Origin of the sequence: Echinimonas agarilytica, assembly GCF_023703465.1 — a bacterium.
Taxonomy (GTDB): Bacteria; Pseudomonadota; Gammaproteobacteria; order Enterobacterales; family Neiellaceae; genus Echinimonas; species Echinimonas agarilytica.
The window spans coordinates 38,461-59,277 of the sequence record NZ_JAMQGP010000002.1 but is presented as its reverse complement, the minus strand read 5'-3'; the positions used below and the strand labels follow the sequence as shown (position 1 = coordinate 59,277).

At 45.5% G+C, this 20,817-nt stretch carries 20 protein-coding genes; all 20 read right to left on the bottom strand.

Translation table 11 applies throughout. The features are described from left to right. Positions 1 to 6: 6 nt before the first annotated feature. The 20 genes from NAF29_RS04590 to NAF29_RS04495 all read right to left on the bottom strand — a co-directional run bounded on the left by NAF29_RS04590 (position 7) and on the right by NAF29_RS04495 (position 20,800). Positions 7 to 750, bottom strand: a complete 744-nt coding sequence (locus tag NAF29_RS04590) for a cephalosporin hydroxylase family protein (RefSeq protein ID WP_251260323.1) — start codon at positions 748 to 750, stop codon at positions 7 to 9. Continuing rightward, positions 750 to 1,577: an NAD-dependent epimerase/dehydratase family protein gene (locus NAF29_RS04585; RefSeq protein ID WP_251260322.1), complete on the bottom strand. Its 828-nt coding sequence runs from the start codon at positions 1,575 to 1,577 to the stop codon at positions 750 to 752. Before NAF29_RS04585 ends, NAF29_RS04590 begins: the two co-directional genes overlap by 1 nt. Beyond that, positions 1,574 to 2,065: an acyltransferase gene (locus NAF29_RS04580; protein ID WP_251260321.1), complete on the bottom strand. Its 492-nt coding sequence runs from the start codon at positions 2,063 to 2,065 to the stop codon at positions 1,574 to 1,576. The genes NAF29_RS04585 and NAF29_RS04580 overlap by 4 nt, the downstream gene beginning before the upstream one ends. Continuing rightward, a complete protein-coding gene (locus tag NAF29_RS04575) occupies positions 2,066 to 2,647 on the bottom strand; it encodes a dTDP-4-dehydrorhamnose 3,5-epimerase family protein (protein WP_251260320.1) in 582 nt (193 codons plus the stop codon). Further along, complete coding sequence (gene rfbG, locus NAF29_RS04570; RefSeq protein WP_251260319.1) at positions 2,631 to 3,755, bottom strand: CDP-glucose 4,6-dehydratase; 1,125 nt, start codon at positions 3,753 to 3,755, stop codon at positions 2,631 to 2,633. The genes NAF29_RS04575 and rfbG overlap by 17 nt, the downstream gene beginning before the upstream one ends. Continuing rightward, positions 3,713 to 4,486, bottom strand: coding sequence for a glucose-1-phosphate cytidylyltransferase (rfbF, locus tag NAF29_RS04565; RefSeq protein ID WP_251260318.1), 774 nt, complete (start codon positions 4,484 to 4,486; stop codon positions 3,713 to 3,715). The genes rfbG and rfbF overlap by 43 nt, the downstream gene beginning before the upstream one ends. Then, positions 4,483 to 7,299, bottom strand: a complete 2,817-nt coding sequence (locus NAF29_RS04560; RefSeq protein ID WP_251260317.1) for a tetratricopeptide repeat protein — start codon at positions 7,297 to 7,299, stop codon at positions 4,483 to 4,485. Before NAF29_RS04560 ends, rfbF begins: the two co-directional genes overlap by 4 nt. A gap of 76 nt (positions 7,300 to 7,375) precedes the next feature. Then, positions 7,376 to 8,932 (bottom strand): flagellin N-terminal helical domain-containing protein, encoded by a 1,557-nt coding sequence (locus NAF29_RS04555; RefSeq protein ID WP_251260316.1) that lies wholly within the window; start codon positions 8,930 to 8,932, stop codon positions 7,376 to 7,378. 144 nt (positions 8,933 to 9,076) lie between these two features. After that, entirely contained in the window at positions 9,077 to 10,369 is a 1,293-nt protein-coding gene (gene flgL, locus NAF29_RS04550) for a flagellar hook-associated protein FlgL (RefSeq protein ID WP_251260315.1), read from the bottom strand. 15 nt (positions 10,370 to 10,384) lie between these two features. Then, positions 10,385 to 12,388 (bottom strand): flagellar hook-associated protein FlgK, encoded by a 2,004-nt coding sequence (gene flgK, locus NAF29_RS04545; RefSeq protein ID WP_251260314.1) that lies wholly within the window; start codon positions 12,386 to 12,388, stop codon positions 10,385 to 10,387. Between the two features lie 30 nt (positions 12,389 to 12,418). Beyond that, entirely contained in the window at positions 12,419 to 13,390 is a 972-nt protein-coding gene (gene flgJ / locus NAF29_RS04540) for a flagellar assembly peptidoglycan hydrolase FlgJ (protein WP_251260313.1), read from the bottom strand. Beyond that, positions 13,368 to 14,444: a flagellar basal body P-ring protein FlgI gene (locus NAF29_RS04535; protein WP_285817627.1), complete on the bottom strand. Its 1,077-nt coding sequence runs from the start codon at positions 14,442 to 14,444 to the stop codon at positions 13,368 to 13,370. The genes flgJ and NAF29_RS04535 overlap by 23 nt, the downstream gene beginning before the upstream one ends. Before the next feature lie 38 nt (positions 14,445 to 14,482). Then, positions 14,483 to 15,151 carry a flagellar basal body L-ring protein FlgH gene (gene flgH / locus NAF29_RS04530; protein ID WP_251260312.1) on the bottom strand — a complete coding sequence of 223 codons (669 nt, stop codon included), beginning with the start codon at positions 15,149 to 15,151 and terminating at the stop codon, positions 14,483 to 14,485. Between the two features lie 12 nt (positions 15,152 to 15,163). Further along, entirely contained in the window at positions 15,164 to 15,952 is a 789-nt protein-coding gene (gene flgG, locus NAF29_RS04525; protein ID WP_251260311.1) for a flagellar basal-body rod protein FlgG, read from the bottom strand. Between the two features lie 18 nt (positions 15,953 to 15,970). Continuing rightward, complete coding sequence (locus NAF29_RS04520; protein WP_251260310.1) at positions 15,971 to 16,717, bottom strand: flagellar basal body rod protein FlgF; 747 nt, start codon at positions 16,715 to 16,717, stop codon at positions 15,971 to 15,973. A gap of 186 nt (positions 16,718 to 16,903) precedes the next feature. Then, entirely contained in the window at positions 16,904 to 18,280 is a 1,377-nt protein-coding gene (gene flgE / locus NAF29_RS04515) for a flagellar hook protein FlgE (RefSeq protein ID WP_251260309.1), read from the bottom strand. 27 nt (positions 18,281 to 18,307) lie between these two features. Next, positions 18,308 to 19,003 carry a flagellar hook assembly protein FlgD gene (locus NAF29_RS04510; RefSeq protein ID WP_251260308.1) on the bottom strand — a complete coding sequence of 232 codons (696 nt, stop codon included), beginning with the start codon at positions 19,001 to 19,003 and terminating at the stop codon, positions 18,308 to 18,310. Positions 19,004 to 19,013: 10 nt separating this feature from the next. Continuing rightward, positions 19,014 to 19,430: a flagellar basal body rod protein FlgC gene (gene flgC, locus NAF29_RS04505; RefSeq protein WP_251260307.1), complete on the bottom strand. Its 417-nt coding sequence runs from the start codon at positions 19,428 to 19,430 to the stop codon at positions 19,014 to 19,016. Positions 19,431 to 19,432: 2 nt separating this feature from the next. After that, positions 19,433 to 19,834 carry a flagellar basal body rod protein FlgB gene (flgB, locus tag NAF29_RS04500; RefSeq protein WP_251260306.1) on the bottom strand — a complete coding sequence of 134 codons (402 nt, stop codon included), beginning with the start codon at positions 19,832 to 19,834 and terminating at the stop codon, positions 19,433 to 19,435. Between the two features lie 132 nt (positions 19,835 to 19,966). Next, the gene (locus NAF29_RS04495; RefSeq protein ID WP_251260305.1) at positions 19,967 to 20,800 is read right to left on the bottom strand and encodes a CheR family methyltransferase; all 834 of its coding nucleotides are present in this window, start codon (positions 20,798 to 20,800) and stop codon (positions 19,967 to 19,969) included. Positions 20,801 to 20,817: the final 17 nt, after the last annotated feature.

Below are 20,817 nucleotides of genomic sequence, written 5' to 3'. Positions count from 1 at the left end.
CCTTGCTCAAATCTTCTTCAAGAAACCGCCATTACACGCAGTGGCTACTAATTTATCGTCGTAATCAGAGCGAACGAAATCAGTACGAGTCGTAAGCCACTTGTTCACTGCAGTCATCGGACTATTACCAACATCCCACGGCCTGTTGTCGAAATAGCCTTTGGGTAACTCTTCCACAACAGTATCGAACACAACCAGGTAGCTACCGGAGGTGACAAGTTCGGCATATGCATTGAGTTCTGCGATCACATGTTCTTCAGTATGCATGGAATCCAAGCACACCATCACAGGGCCCGTTTCATTGGCCATCAGCTGTTTCACTTGCGCGACGGTACTATCAGCAACAGAGGATCCTTCGACGAGGTCGATACGCTTGAACATTTCATGAGATTCAATGGCTTCGCGATTGTGTGGTCGAATTTCAATATCCACACCAATCGCCTTACCTTTGCCCAGCATTTCTAACTGTGATGCATAGAAAATTAAGGCTCCACCGTGCGCGATACCGCACTCAATAATGACCGAAGGTTTGATTTCCCAAATCAACTCATGCATTGCCCAGAAATCGGCAGGCATTTGAATAACCGGGCGGCCCATCCAACTAAAGTTGTACATGTACTGATGATCGAAGGCCTTCTTTACCCACTTTTTATTCAATTCTTGCCACTCAGCATCTTTGCGATAGCCGGCAATACGTTGCTTCTTTTCTTCATGAAATTGAATGACCGCTGGAGATTTCTCGTAGCTCATTAAATTTTCCTCATGGTGTTGGCAAAACCATCGCTTTTAAGTAGCGCTTCTATCGATGGCAAAAGTAATTTAGGAGTGACATTGAATTCATCATGAATTCGCGCGATATCAATGGATGCAAGCTTACGAGTTTGCCCTTGGGCCGCAAACTTCACCGAATTGGGAATAAATTTTTCAACTGCGTGAGCAATCTCAAGGTGCGTCACATTGTGACCCGACGCAACATTATAAATCCTGTGTTGCCCCCTTTGTGAGATGCTCACCAGCATCTTCACCACATCATCAATCGAGATGTAGTCTTTCGAGGAGTCTGGTGCTTCTCCAATTTCAACTTGGCCAGACTCTCTCAACGACGATAGTACTTGAGGTAGAAAGACATTACTGGGTTGCCCCACACCAAATACATTTGAAAGGCGCGCAACCCGAACTGTGGGCAAAGACTGCGCTAAGCAAAGGCTTTCCCCAAGTAGCTTGCTAGAATCGTACACACCGCTCAATGAAGGTCGAATCGAAATCGCATCGTCTTCTTTTGCTGCTCGTTCGCTTTGCAAGCCATACAAACGAGTTGATGATAAATAAGTCAGTGAATCAAATCTCTGATGACATAAAATTTCAGATAGCAGCCCAGCGTGCGCTTCCAATGATTTTTCTGGATGCTCACGAAATCCAGCGGTCAACCCTACGGCATAAATGACATGCCCCAGCGAACGTGACTTCCATGATGAATCGCCACGGGCGATGGCCTGCACTGGCACATTGAGTGAACAGAGATGCTTGACCAATTCACTGCCGATATAGCCCGTTGAACCAAATATAGTGAACATCATGTGCGCTCTGATATTTGTCGCAGAGGATTCCCCGCAACAACGCTATAAGGAGCAACGTTCCCCCTCACCAAGGACATCGCTCCAACGACAGCTCCATCAGAAATACATGCTCCATCTAAAATGACACAATTCGCGCCAATCCAAACATCATCTCCGATAACAATACCGCCTTTACTCGGTAAAAAGCGCTGCTCTCGAATTGTCCGGTTTTTGTCCATAAAGGCATGGTTTACTGGAGCAAATGTAGTGTTTGCCGCAACAGCAACACCATCACCAATGGTAAGACCGTTTCCGGTATAGACTACACACCCGGAGTTTAAAACACAGTCAGCGCCAATCACCACATCGCCTTTCCCTCCGGCGGGTTTGAATTTTACAAACGCATCGATGACAGTGCGCGGGCCTATGACAACTTTGGTTCCTCGGACGGAAACTTCTATATCGGCCAACGCAGACACTTTGGCTGTAGGATGAATTTCGATAGTCATCTAAGTTCCCTCAAATGTGCCAAGGCTAATACCATTAAAAGTACTGTCAATGAACGAATGCTCTGAATCTTTGGCAGACAGCTCGGTCACAGGGAGTGGCCATGCAACCGCAATACTTGGATCAAGTGGGTGAATTCCGCTTTCTAAATCAGGCGCATAATCAGTGCTGTTCAAATACATCATGAGTACGTTGTCACTGGTGGTTTGAAACCCATGAGCAAACCCTGGAGGCACAATGAGGCTGCTGTGAGACTCACCAGAAAGCTGTTCACCGTACCATTGCAAATAAGTATCGGAGTCGGGTCTTAAATCAATCAACACATCAAATAATGATCCCGACATTGCGCACACAATTTTAGTTTCTGTCGCAGGTTCATGCTGGAAATGCATTCCCCGAATCGTGCCTTTTTTCGGAGTCAGCGATGCGTTGACTTGTCGTGGTTGAGCATCAACACCTGAGTCCAACAAACTTTGATGGCAAGACAAACGCTTAAACATTCCTCGGTGGTCTGAAAAAACCTTATGCCGAACTCGAAATGCACCTTTGAGTGGTAAAGTTTCTACACTAAAGTCTTGTTGCATCGGTAACCACTCCTTGCATGAATGTGTTAATTTGAGATTCTGTAACGGCCATTAAATCCGCTGAGTTTGCCCACGCTAAATACCACTGCAAGGAGTAATCAAGAGCTGTAGAAAGTGACCATACGGGTTGCCAATCGAGGTTGGTGTGGGCTTTATGACTATCAAGCAGCAGAGAAGGGTTTTCATGATAAACGGCGGCTTCGATCTGAACCGAGACCTCTTGTTTTGTTCGCAATTGCCATTGCTCTTGCATATGCTTCACAATGGCCTCAACAGGCCACATATCAGCTTGAGCCGGGCCAAAATTCCAAGCTAGCGCGCTTATTTGAGGCGTATGGAACATCTGCTGAGCCAATAGTAAATAGCCATGCAAAGCATCCAACACGTGTTGCCAAGGACGAACCGCTCTCGGTTGGCGAATAACCAGTGGCTTAGCTTGGCTCCAAGCTTTACAAATATCGGGAATCAAACGGTGCTCAGCAAAGTCTCCTCCGCCAATGACATTCCCCGCTCTAGCTGTCGCAATTCCAACTCGTCCGTGTTCATTAAAAAATGAGCGACGATAACTTTGCACTACCAGCTCGGTACAAGCTTTACTTGCACTATAAGGGTCGTATCCACCGAGTGGATCTGACTCCATGTGAGGGGTCCCGAGAGTACTCGGTTCATAAACCTTATCGGTTGTGATGACGACGACCGAACGCACAGACTTACATTGTCGGACGGCTTCCAACAAGTGCACCGTTCCCATTGTATTCACGTCAAATGTGTCCACTGGAAACTTGTAACCATCGATGACAAGTGGCTGTGCCGCCAAATGAAACACCACATCTGCTTTAGCTTCGACGAGTGCTTTGGTAAGCCCCTCGCTATCACGTATATCACCTAATATGTGGTTCATTCTCGTTTCCAATTGTAAGATCGAAAACAGCGAATTAGACGATTCTGGTGGCAGCGCATACCCGTGAACTTGTGCCCCCATTTGCAAAAGCCACTGGCTAAGCCATGCCCCTTTAAAGCCAGTATGACCGGTGATGAACACTCGGCGATTTTGCCAAAAACTCATCACGATTCCCACACCTTCCAAGGCGCCTTGTTGGACTTCCACAAATTTTCCAAATGTGTCTTGTCTCTCAGCGTATCCATGGCTTGCCAAAAACCTTCATGTTTGAATGCCTGCAACTCACCATCGCTTGCAAGCTGATTCAAGGGTTCAAGCTCCCATGAAGTTCCATCATGAGCAATATAATCAATAGCTTTCGGGTTTAGGATAAAAAAACCCCCGTTGATCATGCCACCATCGCCACGTGGTTTTTCTCGAAATCCATTGACCTGACTACCTGAACAATCAAGCGCCCCATATCGCCCAGGAGGTAACACAGAACTAACAGTTGCCAGCTTTCCATGGGATTTATGAAATGACACGAGATCATGGATATTAATGTCGGCTACCCCATCACCATAGGTAAATAAAAATGGTTCATCATCAAGGTACCCGCGAACTCGTTTGAGACGGCCCCCCGTCATCGAGTCCTCGCCAGTATCGACCAATGTCACTTTCCAAGGCTCTGCTTTTTTATTGTGCACTTCCATGCTGTTTTGTGAGAAGTCAAAGGTCACATCGGAGTTGTATAAGAAGTAGTTACTAAAATACTCCTTAATTTTGTAACCTTTGTATCCTAAACAAATTACAAAATCATTGATCCCATAAAAAGAGCATATCTTCATGATATGCCAGAGCATGGGACGCCCACCCACATCAATCAAGGGCTTAGGTTTAAGGTGCGACTCTTCACTAATACGTGTGCCTAAACCTCCGGCTAAAATCACTGCTTTCATGAGAACCTCTCGGATAGAATATGTTCATAAGCACGTTCAACTGAACGACAAAAGCCCTCTCCATCATAGAGCTGAGATGTCTTAAAGTCGTTGCGTAAGCTTTTCGTGATCATTGCCAATCTCTCTCTATCAAGAGCGAGACTGACAGCTTTTTCGATATACTCTTCTACAGAGTCCGCAATCCACTCTGGTCGGCCCACCCCTTGCACAATCGATACCCCAATTCGCCCGACCGATGGCCGATCTCGCTTTGTAATGACAGGGGTACCACACCACAACATCTCAAAAATAGTGGTGCCTGAGTTATGCGGAAAACAATCTAAACAAATATCCATAGCGGCAATGGTATTGAAATAGTCACCGGCATGTTCAATCTTTAACTGTTCTCTTGGAATCCCCGCATCGACGAAGCGCTGAGTCATCTGTTCGGCTGAATAAGGATCAGCAAAATTAGGGTTATCTATATTTAAAATAGAGTTAGGAACTCTTGATATTATTTCAGCCCATGCGGCGATAAGCTGATCGTTGATTCTTATCGCTCGAGTTGCAGATCCAAACACAATGGGCGAACCATCAAAAAGGTCTCTACGTTTAGGTTCAAAATCTAAATATTTCTGATGTGGCTTAATAGTGAAACTAGGTCTATCGAGGCGTAAAGGTGTTTCATAAAATAACATCTCAGAACCCTCAGGCGCCATTTCCCAATCACACAAGAAGTAATCAACTTGCGGCAGCCCTGTGGTATAACCATAGCCTAACCAACTCATCTGAATAGGAGCTGGTTTAAGAGCCAAAACCGATAACCGACTGCCCGATGTATGACCACTGAGATCCACTAGGATGTCAATTTCATCGCTTCGAATTAGTTCTGCTGCCTTGTCATCACTGAGCTTTGCAATATACCGCCAATGATCGACCTTACCTTTGAACAAGTCAGTATATTCATCTTCAATATTTACCCCTGAGTAGGCAAACACTTCAAAACGGTCATGATTATAGTGAGAAAGAAGGGGCTCAATAAAATATGCGCATGCGTGAGTTTTAAAGTCAGCAGACACGTATCCAACCCTTATTTTCTTGTTATTTCCACTGGCGTTCCACTCAAAGTACTTTTGCTTTGGTAACAGCAGCTGTACCAAGCTGTATTTGCCATAAAGCTCTTCAGAATTCAATTTAGGATCATAGTTCGAAGCAAAAAGGGCATTTCCCAGCGCTTGCAATTTAAAGTGATGCGGAGTGTCTTTCGAATACAATAATTGCTCATTGATTTGTCTCGCTTGTGTCGCTTTTCCCAACGTCATATTAAGACCGGAAAAAACCACTTTGGCTGTCAAATTGTTGGGATGTTGAGTGGATATTTCCTCAACGATATCAAGTGCTAACTCGATCTCATTGAGGCTTTGCAACATCGTCGCGTATTGCAACCAAACTTCCACATCATTTGGGTAAACCGCCAAATAAAGTCGAAACGCATCATGGGCTAAATGAGCGCTGCCCGAAGCACTCATGAAATTACCTACCGCTTTCCACGACACACTGCGCTCTGGATCAATTGATAAAGCAACCTTGTAATAATCAAGGGCTTGTTTATTTCCACCCAGCACTTGAAGGGTCATAGCCAAGTTATAGCACGTGTAAAAATTTTCATCTGGCGCTAACGAGTATGCTTTGTAAAATGCGTTTTTGGCTTCTTCATGCCGCCCCAAAGCAAAATATACATCACCGAGATCATTGGCAATTTGGGAGCTCGTTTCAGACAATTTTGAAGCCTGTTGCAACAATTGAAGTCTACGCTCTAAAGCTTTACTGTTGCCCTCTAAACCAGCAGCGAGGAGCCAAAAAACTTCAGCGCTGGTATTTTCATTTCTTGCGATTAAGCGATCAAGAGCATCCATTTTGTTGAGGTTACAAAGCAATTTGGCTAGGGACTTAAGGCTATAGTTTTGCCATTGAATGGATTTATTTTTAGCAAGTAGCCGTTCGGCTTTGCTCCACTGCTGGGTCAATACCAACAACGCTAAAGAAGCCGATTCTTTTCCTGGAACTCCTTGGACCACTGCCAACAATTTTTGCGCCGTTTGAGCGTCAATTGATTTGCTATTTAAGCTGCAATATTTCACAAAATGTTCTGCAAAATCGGCCCAATAATGGTCAATTCTAAGGTGATCTAAAAGATCTAAATGCGTATTTTGATCAAATTTTTCAGTCAATAAATCAAAAATTGATATGACCCACGCGTTGGGAATTGAGCGCGCAGACAAACACCCCGTCACAACTTTAAAGCATAATTCCATATCGTTAATGTCTGCAGCAAGTTGCAGCACTTGCTGAACTTGAGAGAAATGCAGCTCTGATTCTGAGGTTGATACTGGCGAAGAAAACAATTGGATAATTAGGTTTTCAAGTTCATGCTTCAATGAAATTTTATCGTTTAAATCGGCAACAAATGATTCATCAACGAGCCCTTGAGCCAACAAAATTTGCGATGTTTGATGTGCGTGCTTGAAGTCTCCTACGCTCATGTAGGATTGCAGCAAAAATTGAACACTTTCGTGATTACTTGGGTCTAATTCAACAAGACGTTGACACCCAAGTAAAGCTGCTTTTTTATGGCCAGTTTTTAGCCCTGCTTCCGCCAATAGTTTGGCTTCTTTGTCTGCTATCAGTTGATACTTATCAAGAAATTGAGCACATTTGTAGACTCGCTTGATTGATCCTTGCTTGTAAGATAATTCGAGCTGCTCACGAATTAATTCCTGCGCTGCGGGGCAAGGTTTAGAAAAGTCTTTGTTCCAACTTCGATCTTCAAACATAAAGGCTTCCATCCAATAACAACTACAAAAAAGGCAGCCTAACGCTGCCTTTTCATAAGTTTAGCTTACTCGGAGATTAACCTTGCAGCAAACTTAGTGCGGCCTGAGGAATCTGCTGTGCTTGAGCAAGAATTGAAGTGCCAGCCTGTTGCAAGATCTGATTCTTGGTCAGTTCAGTGGTTTCTGCCGCGAAGTCTGTATCTCGAATACGGCTTCTAGCAGCACTTTGGTTTTCGATAATATTATCCAAGTTCGAAATAGTCGAAGCCAGACGATTTTGAACCGCACCCAGTTGGGCTCTTGAGCTATCGATATAGGTTAACGCACCGTCAATCACGGCAATAGCATCCTGCGCGCCTTTCGCGGATGACACATCAATATCTGATACTTCAGCCAAACCAGAGACGTTAGTTGCTGCAGCAGCACCATATAAACCCAGAGGGTCAGACGAGCCGACTAAGGAGTTACCACCATTAGTGTCTACGACATATGACGTCGCACTATCAAACCTCACGGTTCCGGCAATTGTAACATTCCCCCCCGCACCGGCTAAGGTTGTTGCCGCTCCAGCAACTGTGGTGCCGTCATACTCATAAGCTTGAACAGATAGAACAGTTGTGTTTCGACTGAGGTATTCAGACATGCCAATGTCGTCACCCTGTTCGCTGACAAGTTCAACATTGCCATCTGAGTTTACAAAAGCTGTGACGCCAGTATCACCTGAAACCTTATTAATCTCGTTCGCGAGACCATCAAGTTCGCCATTTGGTCCTGTTACAGCAATAATTGTTTTCGAATCCAATGGGTCATCACTGGAGCCAGACAACTTAAATGAAATCGTGTCATCTCCACTAAAGCCACTCAAAATCGCTTTCGTTCGAGCATCTGCAGACACTGCCGTTTCACCTTCAACGGCATTCACTACATTGGCAATGTCTTTCGCACTTGCATCAGCGGTTATTGTGGTATCAACTTGCACACCGTTTGCTGTAATTGTCACCGTACCCGCGCCCACGCCATTGGCCAACGGCGCACTGGCTGCCGCGCCAGTCACAACGCCGCCTAAACCAGCAGTAACCGCTTGAGTTGCATCAGATGCAACTGACAATTGTTGTTGGTAAGCGCCCATGTCTGATGCCGTAAACGCAGCAAGTGACACTTCAATGGTTTCGTTGGCGTTTGCACCCACCTGAAATGATTCAGTACCAAAGGTACCGTCTAATAAGTTACGCTCACCAAAGGTTGTGGTTTCAGCAATACGTGTTAGTTCTTTTTGTAGCTGAGCAATCTCTTCTTGAATCGCTCGGCGGTCACTGGCTGCGTTTGAGCCATTGGCAGATTGAATGGCCAAATCTCGCATCCGCTGCAATACGTTCGTTGATTCTTGCAATGCACCTTCTGCTGTCTGTGACATCGAAATGCCGTCGTTGGCATTCCGAGTGGCCACACCCAACCCATTAATTTGAGATGTAAGGCGATTTGAAATTTGTAGCCCCGCTGCATCGTCTCGTGCGCTATTAATACGCAAACCAGAAGACAAACGAGTTAAAGATACGTTTAAGTCGTCGGTAGACCGATTCAGGTTACGCTGAGCCGTAATCGACGAAATGTTAGTTTGTACGGTTAAAGCCATGATCAGTCTCCAACTTCATCTTTTTTTGCCGGGGCTTGAAGCCATCCGGTTATGAGTCAAATAATTGCCGTTAATTTGGCGTTACACAGAAGTAAATGCATTTGCTATGCCAAAATTTTATTTTGTTTATTTTCAATCAGTTATCTATATATATTGAAAAAGCGTCAAATTTTGGAGCTGCGCAAATGATGCCTGTGCAGCCTGCAAGGCAATTTCTTGCCGCTTAAATTCTGTTGTTGCCTCTGCGATATCCAAATCTTCCAATTGAATACGTGCTGTCTCGATCGTTAATACATAGTCTTGGTTGATACTGTTTTGACTATCTACAACCTGAAGCCGACTCCCGACGCTGGCATGGATCGCAGTGATGTGATTGAAACTGGAATCTAAATCTTCGATAAGGTGGCCTATATCAACTTGCAACTGATTACGCTGCTCATCAGTGCCGCGCGGCGAACGAAGCCAATCAATGACTTCATTTACCGTTTCGAACACATCTTTACTGTCTTGTTCGCCCAACTCGATGACATCACCGTCAACCGGATCTCCTGTAAGAATGAATTCCACACTGTCATTCACAATCGAGATTTTTTCGCCCGGTACATATGGATTAGTAACAGCAAGTGCCGGGGGAATAGGCGCGGGTTGCGCGGGTTCAATATAGGCGCCACTCGAATCGGTGACGTAGTACCCCATTTCTAGAGTGACGGGATCCTCTTGAAAAGAAATGGTGTAAGGCGGAGGAAATGCCGCCGTATCATACTGAGATGGGTCAACAATGGTGGCCGAGTCTACAAAAGCCTTCCCAGCGTTAATTGGGCCATATAGACCCGTTGTATTCGGACCATATTCAGGCCTAAAGTGACCCACACTATTAGGAATTTCAACAAATACATCTTGGCCTGAATCATTTGTCGTAATCGTAACCGACGGACCTAAATTGGTTTCACGCTGGCCTTGATCACCGTTATAAATCACTGATGAATCAGGCTGTTGCTCAAACGGTTTAATAGACGTTTGAAAGCCGGCAAAAACATAATTACCGCCTTCATCTTTGGTATTCGAAAGACTCAGCAACTCTTCTAAACGGGCTTCTAGTTCTTGCGCGATTGCATCGCGTTCTTCTGCCCCCAAAGCACCGTTATTACCTTGCAATGTCAGTTCTTTGATACGGAGTAACACCGTCTCAGCAGAGCCTAGCGCGGTTTCTTCTGCACGCAGGCGTGACTCTGCAAAATCGCCATTTCTCTGGTACTGATCGGTCACTCGGATTTCTTGCTTATAATTGAGGATCGAATTGGTGGCAACCGAGTCGTCCGAACCGACAATGACGCGCTTGCCTTCCGATAAATGAATGATTTGATCATTCACTCGGCTTTGTTTGTCGAGAATATTATTAGTATTCGACTGGTAAAATTGAAATGTGGATACTCGCATGACAAAAACCTCTAATTACACTGCATTAAGCAGGGTATCGACGATTTCACGCGCCACGGTCACAACTCGCGCGGCAGCTTGATAAGATTGCTGATACTTCAATAAGTTGGATGCTTCTTCATCAAGGTTGACACCGCTAATACCCAACCAGCGGGAGTCAGCATCGCTTTTGGTGATGGTGACTGTACTCAATTGAATTTCAGCGGTTTCTGTTTTCACAGCGATTTGAGTATTCAGGTTTTGAAAATTGTCTTGAATCGTCGCTCGACCATCTTTCAAAAGCTTTTCATTTTGGATATTTGCCATGGCAATAGCATTGAGGTTGTTGCCTGTGCCAAACGCGTATTCAATGACAAATGAATCTGGCGTGTTCGGTGGCTGCCCCACTGGGTTTCCTGTGACTTCAACGGTAAAACCTAAATCAATGGGTAATGCAGGAATACTTGCTGGTGTTGCACCCAGCGGTTGATAACCACCAATCACTGAAGCGCCGGTGCTATCGAGCACGTCGTATTCCAATACACCACCGTTTTCAATAAACACAAATTCCAATGGATTTCCTGCTGAGGGAAACAAAGGGTTGGTGACATCAGTGATATTTTCTAAAGTCACCGACGCGGGGCTCACGTTGCCACTATCGGGGTATATCGCCAGTACAGAGGACGCTGCTATCTGCTCTGGGTTGGAAATCTCGACAGCAATATCGCCAGCAAAACCACGTGTCGGTTTCACTAACCAAGAATCTCCATCTGCCACAGGGCCAGTGCCCAGCTCTTCAATCTCAAAGCCAATATCAGATTCGCCATCACCATCGGCATCAGGAAAAAATGGGCCGGTACCTGTCAGGCCCAAAGCATAAGAGTCACCGTTGGTAATATCTGTGAGGGTATAGCCGGTGGCAGCGTCGTAACGCAATGCGTATTCATTGCCAGTTAACAAATTAGTATCGGTGATGTTAACGAGGTGGGCTTCAGTTCCTGTATTGTTGGTCGCATCAACCACTCGTTGTTGTGCAATATCGAGTTGATTAATCGGCGTAAATAAGTCATTACCAAATGTCTCATTCAAATCTAATCCAACGGACTGAAGATTATTCATCGCATCTGCGATGCCCATTGCAGTGAGCCCCATCTCGCGCATTGCCAGCTTGAGTTCACCATCTCGATAGTCAAACATCGCTTGTAACTTTCCACCAATGTTTGCGGTATCTAAATTAACGATATTTCCTTTCTGTTCGAGCACAATTCGTACATCAGTGGGGTCTAAATCGCCTGGAATAGTAGTGACGCTAAATGCTGTGTTGTCGGCAACCAGTGTTTGCCCAGAACCAATGATGACCGTCATCGCTCCCGTCGGCTGCTCAACAGTTGAAACGGTTGTGTATTCAGATAATTCTTTGACGAGTTGATCACGGCGATCCAATAAATCATTGGGTGTTGCGCCCTGGCCTGCGCCTGATGCGGCAACAATATCGCTATTAATTTGTGCCAGCTGCTCTGCAATTTCATCCATTCGCTGAGCCACTGTTTCTATATCTTTTTGCACCGCCGCATATTCAATTTCAAGATTGCTATTCATCGCATTAAACGTGCCTGCCATGGCATTTGCCTTGTCGAGCATGACTTGACGAATACCAATATCGTTGGGCTGATCAACAATGGCATTCACCGCATCGTAAAATGCTGCAACAGTATCGAGGAGGTTGGTTCCGCTGCGGGATAAGTTACTATCCAAGCCGGCTAGTCGAGTATGGTAATCCTCTGCTTGGCTAAAGCGACTTTGTTGAAAAACAACTTCTTTAAATGCGAATTGGTCATAAATGCGCGACACTTCCTGCGCATATGTACCTGTGCCGAGATAATTGGAGCCTTCCCAATGAGGGGTTTGAGTGCCTTGAATGACTCGTTGGCGAGTGAAGCCTTCGTTATCGACGTTTGCAATGTTGTGACCTGTTGTCGACAGCTGTTGTTGCGCTGTTAACAGTCCACTCACGCCAATTTGATATAGATCTACCGCCATTTGGAAGCTCCGGAAATTCGTTCTACTGCGTTATTTCGAATCAATAATTCCGGCAACTTTACGAAGCACAGACAATGCTTTATTGGCATAGTCGGGATCCGTTGCATAACCGGCACGCTGTAATTCCTGCAAAAATCCTGCCGAGTCGTCTTTTTTACTTACAGCATCACTATAACGTGATGAATTTCCAATAAATTCCCTATAATCATCAAAGCTATCTCTGAAGCCTTCATAACTTCTAAATGAAGCCATTTTTTTGACGGGTAGCCCTGATTCAAACTCCAACGTAGACACCCGAGATTGGTTCCCTTTCCAATCGCCGGAAGCCTTGATATTAAAGAGATTGAAGCTATTCGAACCGTCACTATTTCGAATCACTTTTTGGCCCCATCCCGTTTCCAATGCCGCTTGTGCCAGTATGGCCTTTTCGTCCACGCCCAAAGCGGCAGCAGTTTGCCGCGCAAGCGGCAGCATTTTTTCAACAAAGTCTTCGGGACTACTGAATAACGCTTCTTGTTCAGTTAGTTGAACAGGCTGAGTCTGTTCTGCTAGTCGAGAAGAACGTGATGAAATCGCATTGAGTTCAGAAGGTAGAGTGATCGACTGAGGGCGCTCTGATTCAGCATTACGAAGCACGCTTGCAGGGGTCATTTTGCTGGTTTCAGGGCTTAACTGCTCAATCATGACGTCAGCTAACCCCAAAGCACCTTGTTCAGACATGCTCAGCGCCATTTGTTGGTCTGACATATCACGATAAAACTTTGAGTAATTTGAATTAAATAGATCCGATTCAAACGCAGCATTTGCTTCGCGCATGCCTTTAAGCATCATCTGCATAAAGATGGACTCAAACTGCAACGCAACTTCTCGAAGCGCACCTTTCTCATCTTTTTGTGCTGCAGAGCGCAGGTTATCTAACGACGCTATGTCGTTAAACGTGCCTGCTTGGTTTAGCGCCTGCTCAGAAGGCATAAGTTGATTAGATGATGATAAGCTCGCCACGTAAGGCTCCTGCTTGCTTTAACGCTTCTAAAATCGCCATTACATCACTGGGACCCACGCCAATGGCGTTCACCGCTCGAACTAAGTCATCCAGCGTTGTGCCTGGATTAAACAAAAACATGCGAGCATCTTCTTGATTGACGTCAATCACACTATTATTGGTGGTAACCGTTTCACCACCTTGTGCGAATGGGTTGGCTTGGCTGACTTGCTGTGTTTCTGCAATGGTGACGGTTAAGCCACCATGTGTAATAGCTGCGGGCAATAGAGTGACGTTTTTGCCAATCACAATGGTGCCTGTTCTCGCATTCACGACCACACGAGCAGAAGTGTCTGCCGGTTCCACCGTGACTTCTTGCAATAACGATAGAAACGCAACGCGCTGAGAGACATCTCTGGGTGCCAAAACCCGAATTGATGCAGCATCCATCGCCATAGCTGTACTGGGACCGACTAAATCATTGATTGCATCAGATACGCGCTTGGCAGTTGAAAAGTCTGCATCATCGAGGTTGAATGTGAGATAGTCACCTTGTGCAAAGGGTGAGGCAATTTCACGCTCTACAATCGCGCCACCAGGAATACGTCCTACGGTCGGTGTATCCTGAATCACCTTGGAACCGTCTTGCCCTGAAACACTAAAACCACTCACCGATAAATTGCCCTGCGCCATCGCGTAGACTTTGCCATCTACCCCCTTTAAGAAGGTTTGTAACAATGTACCGCCACGGAGGCTTTCAGCGCTTCCCACAGAGCTCACTGTAATGTCAATTTTCTGGCCCGGCTTCACAAACGCAGGCATGGTGGCATGAACCGCAACAGCTGCAACGTTTTTGATTTTAGGGCGCTGACCCGATGGCAAAGTAATTCCAAAATTACTCAACATGGTGCGAAAACTCTGCTCGGTAAAGTTGCTGGTTTCACCGGTGCCCGGTAAACCAACAACTAAGCCATACCCCACAATTTGGTTGTCTCGAACGCCTTGAACTCGGGCGATGTCTTTTAAGCGTTCTGCCTGAACGGGCCCAATGGCCACAATAAGGCTCAGACACATCATGAATAAAGTTCTAAACGACATCATGCGTTGCTCCTTTAAAATGGAAACAGTGGGTTGTTGAAGAAAGCACTAAACCAGCCTTGCTCTTGCGCATCGGCAAAAGCCCCTGTTCCTGCATACTGAATGCGAGCATTGGCCACTCGAGTCGATGATATTGAATTTTCTGTTGAGATATCTTCTGGACGAATGATCCCCGATAAACGAATGAACTCATCGCCATTGTTTAATGTAATCCACTTTTCACCCCGTACCACTAGATTACCGTTGGCCATCACCTGCACCACGTGAACAGAAATGGAGCCTTGCAAGCTATTGCTCTGATCCGCATCTGACTCACCTGAAAATGAATTCGCCATATTAATGCTGGCGTTGATTTCTTGATCTTTATATGTGATCGGAGAGTTCATCAGAACGGGCGTTGTGAGTGATACGCCTGAATCTTTATCAATCTCAGTTTTTGCTTGTTTCTTAGCCGTGGTCGACTCAGTCAGTTCAACCGTAATAATGTCGCCTACTCGATGGGCTTTAATATCGGAATACAGATTCTGCGCATATTCAGATTGAAATAATGAACCACTCGCGATCACCGGATTAGTCTGCATCTCCGGAAATACCGGCGCATAGTACGGGTCATCCTGAATGGGTTTTTGAGTCGCTCCGCATCCTGCAACGACTAACGCACTCATGATCATCAAGCGTTTCATATCAAACCTCGCTTAAAGCTGCTGATTAAGGAACGACAACATTTGGTCGACCGCCGAGATAACCTTTGAATTCATCTCGTAGGCACGTTGGCTTTCAATCAGGTTCACTAATTCTTCGGTCACATTCACATTGGATGTTTCAAGTGCACCTTGACGAATTCGACCTAAGCCATCCAAGTTGGGATTACCCTGAACAGGAGCTCCGCTTACACCTGTTTCGGAATATAAATTTTCACCCAACGGTTCTAGCCCCGATGGATTAATGAAATCTGAAATAGTCAACTGCCCGAGTACCACAGCTTCTGCCTGACCTAAAACTTGGGCAGAGACTTCGCCATCTCCTGACACAGTAATGCTCTGGGCATCATCTGGAACTTGGATATTGGGCTGTAATTCATACCCAGCGCCATTGGTGACAATGGTGCCTTCGTCATTCAAGGTAAATTGACCATTGCGGGTGTATGCGATGTTGCCGTCGGGGAGCAAAATTTCGAAAAAACCCTTGCCTTCAATGGTCCAGTCCAACGCATTGTCGGTGGTCAGCAAATTACCTTGAGTATGGATTTTTTGCGTTGCAACAACTTTGGCACCAGCACCAAGCATCAACCCCGATGGCATTTCGGTGTTTGCTGAAGAGGCACCACCGGGCTGATGAATATTTTGATAAAGCAGATCTTCAAAGATCGCCCTGCTTTTCTTAAAGCCGACCGTGCTAACGTTCGCGATATTATTCGAAATAACCGAGATATCAGTCTGTTGCGCGTCAAGGCCTGTTTTACTAATCCATAGAGCGGGATGCATCGTCAGTATCTCCTAGTGTTAACCGCGTAAGCTCATAAGTTGAGAGGACGCTGAGTCCATATCTTCAACGGTTTTCATAAGTTTCACCTGCATCTCAAACTGTCGTTGCAGGTTAATAAGGTTGGTCATTTCAGCAGCAGCGTTCACATTACTGCCTTCTAAAACACCCGTCGCTAAACGAGCTTCAAAACTTTCTTCGGCATCTTCGCCACTTTTCAATCGAAACAGTCCATCAGTGCCTTTGACCATCTCTCGAATGTCGGGGTTTACCATTTTGATTCGCCCTACAATTTCCATGGCATTGGGAGGTGCGCCCTGAGGCAACACTGAAACGGTCCCATCAGAGCCAATTTCTATTTTTTCCATGGGCACTGGCACAATGATTGGGCCACCTAGCCCCATCATCATTTGGCCTCTACCGTTTTCTAGAATGCCGGTATCCGCGACTTTTAAATTGCCACTTCGGCTATAGGCTTCTTGTCCATCTGCGCCCTGCACGGCAAACCACCCATTGCCTTTAACGGCAACATCTAGTGGACGTCCGGTAGTTTGGAAGGAGCCCGCTCTAAAATCTTGAGATGGGCGTTCGGTCATCGCGAATACACGCGTGGGCATGCCTTCGCCAAATGCTTGCATTGCTCGGGCCTGCTCCATATCAGCTTTAAAGCCGGTGGTTTTGGCATTCGCAAGGTTGTTACTGCGAAGTGCAATGCCATTCATATTCTGATTGGCACCTTGAGCGGCGATGTAAAGAGCGCGATCCATAGTCAAACCTTTGTCACGAACGAAGTATTACTATGGAAATTGCAATTAAGATGCCATATCTGCTAAGCATTGAATTTAAAGGATTTAATTGATAAGCGTCAAAAACGTGGTGGGAATAAAGAAGACAAAAACTGAACAGTAAACATAAAAAAGGCTGCTCGAAAGCAGCCTTCTTAAAACCAGATATTATCGAATCTGGAGAATATTCTGAGTAATTGTATTATTGACTTCGAGCGCTCGGCTGTTGGCCTGGAAGTTTCGCTGGGCAGTAATCAAATCAACCAATTCTGTCGTTAAGTTAACGTTTGATTGCTCAATCGTACCTGAACGAATTTTACCGTATGAACCAGAATCAGGTTCGCCCGCTAACGGGTCGCCTGAACCTTGGGTTGTTTGCCACGACGTATTACCAATTTGAGCTAAGCCTTGTGAGTTAGCCACGGTGATCAACGCAATTTTCCCCAAAGGTTCGGTAAAACCATTTGAGTAAGTCGCTTGCACCAAACCATTGGTTCCAATATCGATACCCGTTAAACGGCCAACTGTAATACCATCTTGACTCAAGGATTTGACTTCAAATGCAGACGCATATTGAGTTGGATCGTTCTGATTCACGGTAATTTGTTGAGTTTCATCGGCACCGCCCATGTTCACACCAGCACCACCCACACCAAGTTCCTCGGTAACAACGTCATTGCCGCCGTTAATGGAGTTCAATGAGCCATCAGTATTGAAGATGATCGAGTGACCAAAGATTGCTCGACCCGTATTCGGATCAGTGAAAGCGACATCACCTTGGCTACCACCGGTTGCTAAATCATCGACACTGACGGGACGTGTATCAGTACCATCAGAAACGGTGTAAAACACTTCCCATTTATTGGGATCACTTGGGGCTGGCGACAAGTTCTCTTTACGATAGTACGTTGTCATCACGTAACTTTGCCCCAAGGAGTCATAAGTCGTCACCGACGTTGAAGCATTATAGGAAGATGGATCTGTAAAATCGAACGGAACAGGCAAGCCCGCTCCATCATCAGGCGGTACAGCGCCACTTGGTAAGTTCACACTAATATCAACAAGAGCCGTTTGAGTGGGCTCCCCAGCTGATGTTGGAATTTCCAACGGCTGAGTTGAAGCTAAAGCCACCGATGATACTGTGCCGTCTGGATTGACTGGAAATACACGTAAAAACTCACCGTTCGAGTTAACAACAAAATTGTTATCATCTAATTTCCATGCACCTGCGCGTGTTAAATTCACATTCAAGTCGTCAGGGTTCGCACTGGTTGCGAAGAAACCTTCGCCATCAACAGCCATATCAAGGGAGTTATTAGTAAACAAAAAACTACCTTGGTTGAATTGTTGAGCAATATCTGAGGTCGTAACGCCTTCACCCACTTTCGTTTTAGCATTACTAAAGACACTGGTTGAATAAACATCTGCGAATTCTGCACGCGACTCTTTAAAACCATATGTGTTCACGTTCGCAATGTTATTGGCGGTTGTGTCTAAGTCTTTTTGTGAGGCATTCAGGCCGCTCAGGGCAATGTTGAATGACATAACTACTCTCCTGTCTTCGGAAGAAGGTTAACCTTCAGCGACTTCTAATACGTCGCTTAATGTAATACTGCCCAACCCTGATAAATTCAGAGCGGCTTCACTTAATGAATTGCTTAGGCTTACGCTTTCTACTTTTGCGTACACAGCAGAGGCCAATTCAACGGTTTTGCCATCCTGGAAACCGTTTGCCTTCACAACATAGTTGCCTTCAGCTACAGGATTACCAGCAAGGTCTGTGCCATCCCATTCAAACTGAGTCGTTCCTGCGGCTACATCCCCTATGCTGATAGTCTTTATCACTTGTCCCACTTCATCTTCAATGGTCACCGTTAATGCGTTAGTCGGCAGTTCAGCGGCAACAATACCGTCTATACCATCACCGTCATTGTGGCCAGTACTTGCCGGTACCAACACTTTTTGCCCTACCAAGGTTGAAGCTTGCAGCGCTTGAGACGATGACATGATGGCATTCATGTCGGTGATCTGATCATTAAGCTTGGTGATCCCTTCGGCAGTACTAAATGATGTCATCTGAGAGATCATTTCAGCATTTTCCACCGGTTTAAACGGATCTTGATAAGCTAGCTGCTGGGTTAGCAAAGAAAAAAAGTCCTCCTGACTCAATTCACTACGCTCTTCCTCTGTCTCGTACTTAGCGCTATCGCTTGTGTCGATGCGTAAACTATCGAGGTAAGGATTTGAAACCGAAGTATCAATACTCATGGATTACTCCTTACTGGCCTAATGCTAACGTACGTTGCAGCATTTGTTTCGCAGCATCAGCCACTTGCACGTTAGTTTGATACGAGCGTGAAGCTGAAACCATATTCGCCATTTCTTCCACAACATTAACATTGGGCTTGTAGATATAGCCTTCTTCGTTTGCCATCGGGTGATTTGGCATATATTCGATATTCAATGGCTTATCGCTCTCAACAATTCCGACCACTTCGACAGGAACACTATGAGGCTGCTGATTCATTGCTCGATTCATTTCCGCAGCAAATACGGGTTGGCGGGCTCGATAAGTTTCCTCAGAGCTGCTCGATACACTGTTGGCATTTGCCAAGTTACTTGCGGTGGTATTGATGCGTACCGACTGTGCCGACATTGCCGTACCCGATACATCTAATACGTTAAATAAACTCATAATTATTCCCCTTTCAGAGCTTTAGTAAGCCCTTTGAACTTACTGCCCAGAAATTGCACACTGGCTTGATATTCCAACGAGTTTTGAAGGTAATTGTTACGTTCAGCCTGAACGTCAACGGTATTGCCATCTCCGGTATCAGGCTGATTCGGTACTCGGAACTTCATTTCCGGCGTCATTTCTGACGACATGGCAATATGACGCTCGTTTGTACGGGCAAGACTTTGCCGTCCAGATTGGTTACTTTGCGCTCTTGAAAGCGCAGTTTGGAAGTCGATATCACGCGCTTTGTAGTTAGGTGTGTCGGCATTAGCCATGTTAGAAGCCAATACTTCTGCGCGCTGAGACCGCACACCGAGTGTGTGCTGATGTATGCCAAGAGCATTGTCAAAATTAATCGCCATAATCGCCTCCCAAATAGATTACATTGAGATAAAGCAATAGTTATGCCAGTCTATTTTTTGACACTTTGAATAGAAAGTGAGGACAATAAAGGCACACAACAAGTGTTGCATGCCCTTTGAGGGTAGATAAGGTTATTTGATGACTTTGTACACAATACCTGGATTGCAGCGAACCATTTCGAACTTATCGCTTAATCCAGAGATAGACTCTGAAGCGCCGAGCATCAAGTAACCACCTGGATTCAGGGCACCGGCAAACTGATTAATAATCTTAGACTTCACATCCGCCGAAAAATAAATTAATACATTACGACAAAATATAATGTCGAAACGCCCCAGTAATGCGTAACTCTCAAGCAAGTTTGCATATCTGAATGTGACTTGCTGCCGGACTTTTGAATTCAAGCGGAAACGCCCGCTATCAGCTTTTTCAAAAAACTGGCGACGCCGTTCCGGAGACAATCCGCGCGCAAGAGCAAGCTCATCGTATTCAGCACCTTTACATTGCTCGAGCATAGAGGCAGAAATATCAGTTGCCAGAATTTCCACCCCGCCCGGTAATGTGCCCGGCCGCTGCATTTGATACTCAAGCGAGGTCATTGACAATGAATAAGGCTCTTGCCCCGAAGAACAAGCCGCTGACCACATTCGAATAGGCTTTCGTTGCCCATGAAAATCAGGGAATATTTTACTTTTAAGAAGTTCAAAGGGATAACCATCACGAAACCACAGCGTTTCATTGGTTGTCATGGCATCAATGACAGCGGCACGCAGTTCCCGCTGAGAAATAGACGATAAGGAGCTCAACAACTCCGTTAAGCTCTTTATTTTATATTTGGTCAATACTGGCGCTAGCCGGCTCTTCACCAAATACTGTTTGTTATCACCGAGCACAATACCGCATTGTTTTTCGAGATAATCTCGAAACGTTTTGTACTCAATATCCGTTATATTTTTGGTTGGCACCCAGTACCCCAGTACAT

Excerpts from the sequence above, each read along its gene's own strand:
- NAF29_RS04590 (WP_251260323.1), bottom strand. The coding sequence starts at position 750 with ATGAGCTACGAGAAATCTCCAGCGGTCATTCAATTTCATGAAGAAAAG.
- NAF29_RS04585 (WP_251260322.1), bottom strand. The coding sequence starts at position 1,577 with ATGATGTTCACTATATTTGGTTCAACGGGCTATATCGGCAGTGAATTG.
- NAF29_RS04580 (WP_251260321.1), bottom strand. The coding sequence starts at position 2,065 with ATGACTATCGAAATTCATCCTACAGCCAAAGTGTCTGCGTTGGCCGAT.
- NAF29_RS04575 (WP_251260320.1), bottom strand. The coding sequence starts at position 2,647 with ATGCAACAAGACTTTAGTGTAGAAACTTTACCACTCAAAGGTGCATTT.
- rfbF (WP_251260318.1), bottom strand. The coding sequence starts at position 4,486 with ATGAAAGCAGTGATTTTAGCCGGAGGTTTAGGCACACGTATTAGTGAA.
- NAF29_RS04560 (WP_251260317.1), bottom strand. The coding sequence starts at position 7,299 with ATGTTTGAAGATCGAAGTTGGAACAAAGACTTTTCTAAACCTTGCCCC.
- NAF29_RS04555 (WP_251260316.1), bottom strand. The coding sequence starts at position 8,932 with ATGGCTTTAACCGTACAAACTAACATTTCGTCGATTACGGCTCAGCGT.
- flgL (WP_251260315.1), bottom strand. The coding sequence starts at position 10,369 with ATGCGAGTATCCACATTTCAATTTTACCAGTCGAATACTAATAATATT.
- flgK (WP_251260314.1), bottom strand. The coding sequence starts at position 12,388 with ATGGCGGTAGATCTATATCAAATTGGCGTGAGTGGACTGTTAACAGCG.
- NAF29_RS04535 (WP_285817627.1), bottom strand. The coding sequence starts at position 14,444 with ATGTGTCTGAGCCTTATTGTGGCCATTGGGCCCGTTCAGGCAGAACGC.
- flgH (WP_251260312.1), bottom strand. The coding sequence starts at position 15,151 with ATGAAACGCTTGATGATCATGAGTGCGTTAGTCGTTGCAGGATGCGGA.
- flgG (WP_251260311.1), bottom strand. The coding sequence starts at position 15,952 with ATGCATCCCGCTCTATGGATTAGTAAAACAGGCCTTGACGCGCAACAG.
- NAF29_RS04520 (WP_251260310.1), bottom strand. The coding sequence starts at position 16,717 with ATGGATCGCGCTCTTTACATCGCCGCTCAAGGTGCCAATCAGAATATG.
- flgE (WP_251260309.1), bottom strand. The coding sequence starts at position 18,280 with ATGTCATTCAACATTGCCCTGAGCGGCCTGAATGCCTCACAAAAAGAC.
- NAF29_RS04510 (WP_251260308.1), bottom strand. The coding sequence starts at position 19,003 with ATGAGTATTGATACTTCGGTTTCAAATCCTTACCTCGATAGTTTACGC.
- flgC (WP_251260307.1), bottom strand. The coding sequence starts at position 19,430 with ATGAGTTTATTTAACGTATTAGATGTATCGGGTACGGCAATGTCGGCA.
- flgB (WP_251260306.1), bottom strand. The coding sequence starts at position 19,834 with ATGGCGATTAATTTTGACAATGCTCTTGGCATACATCAGCACACACTC.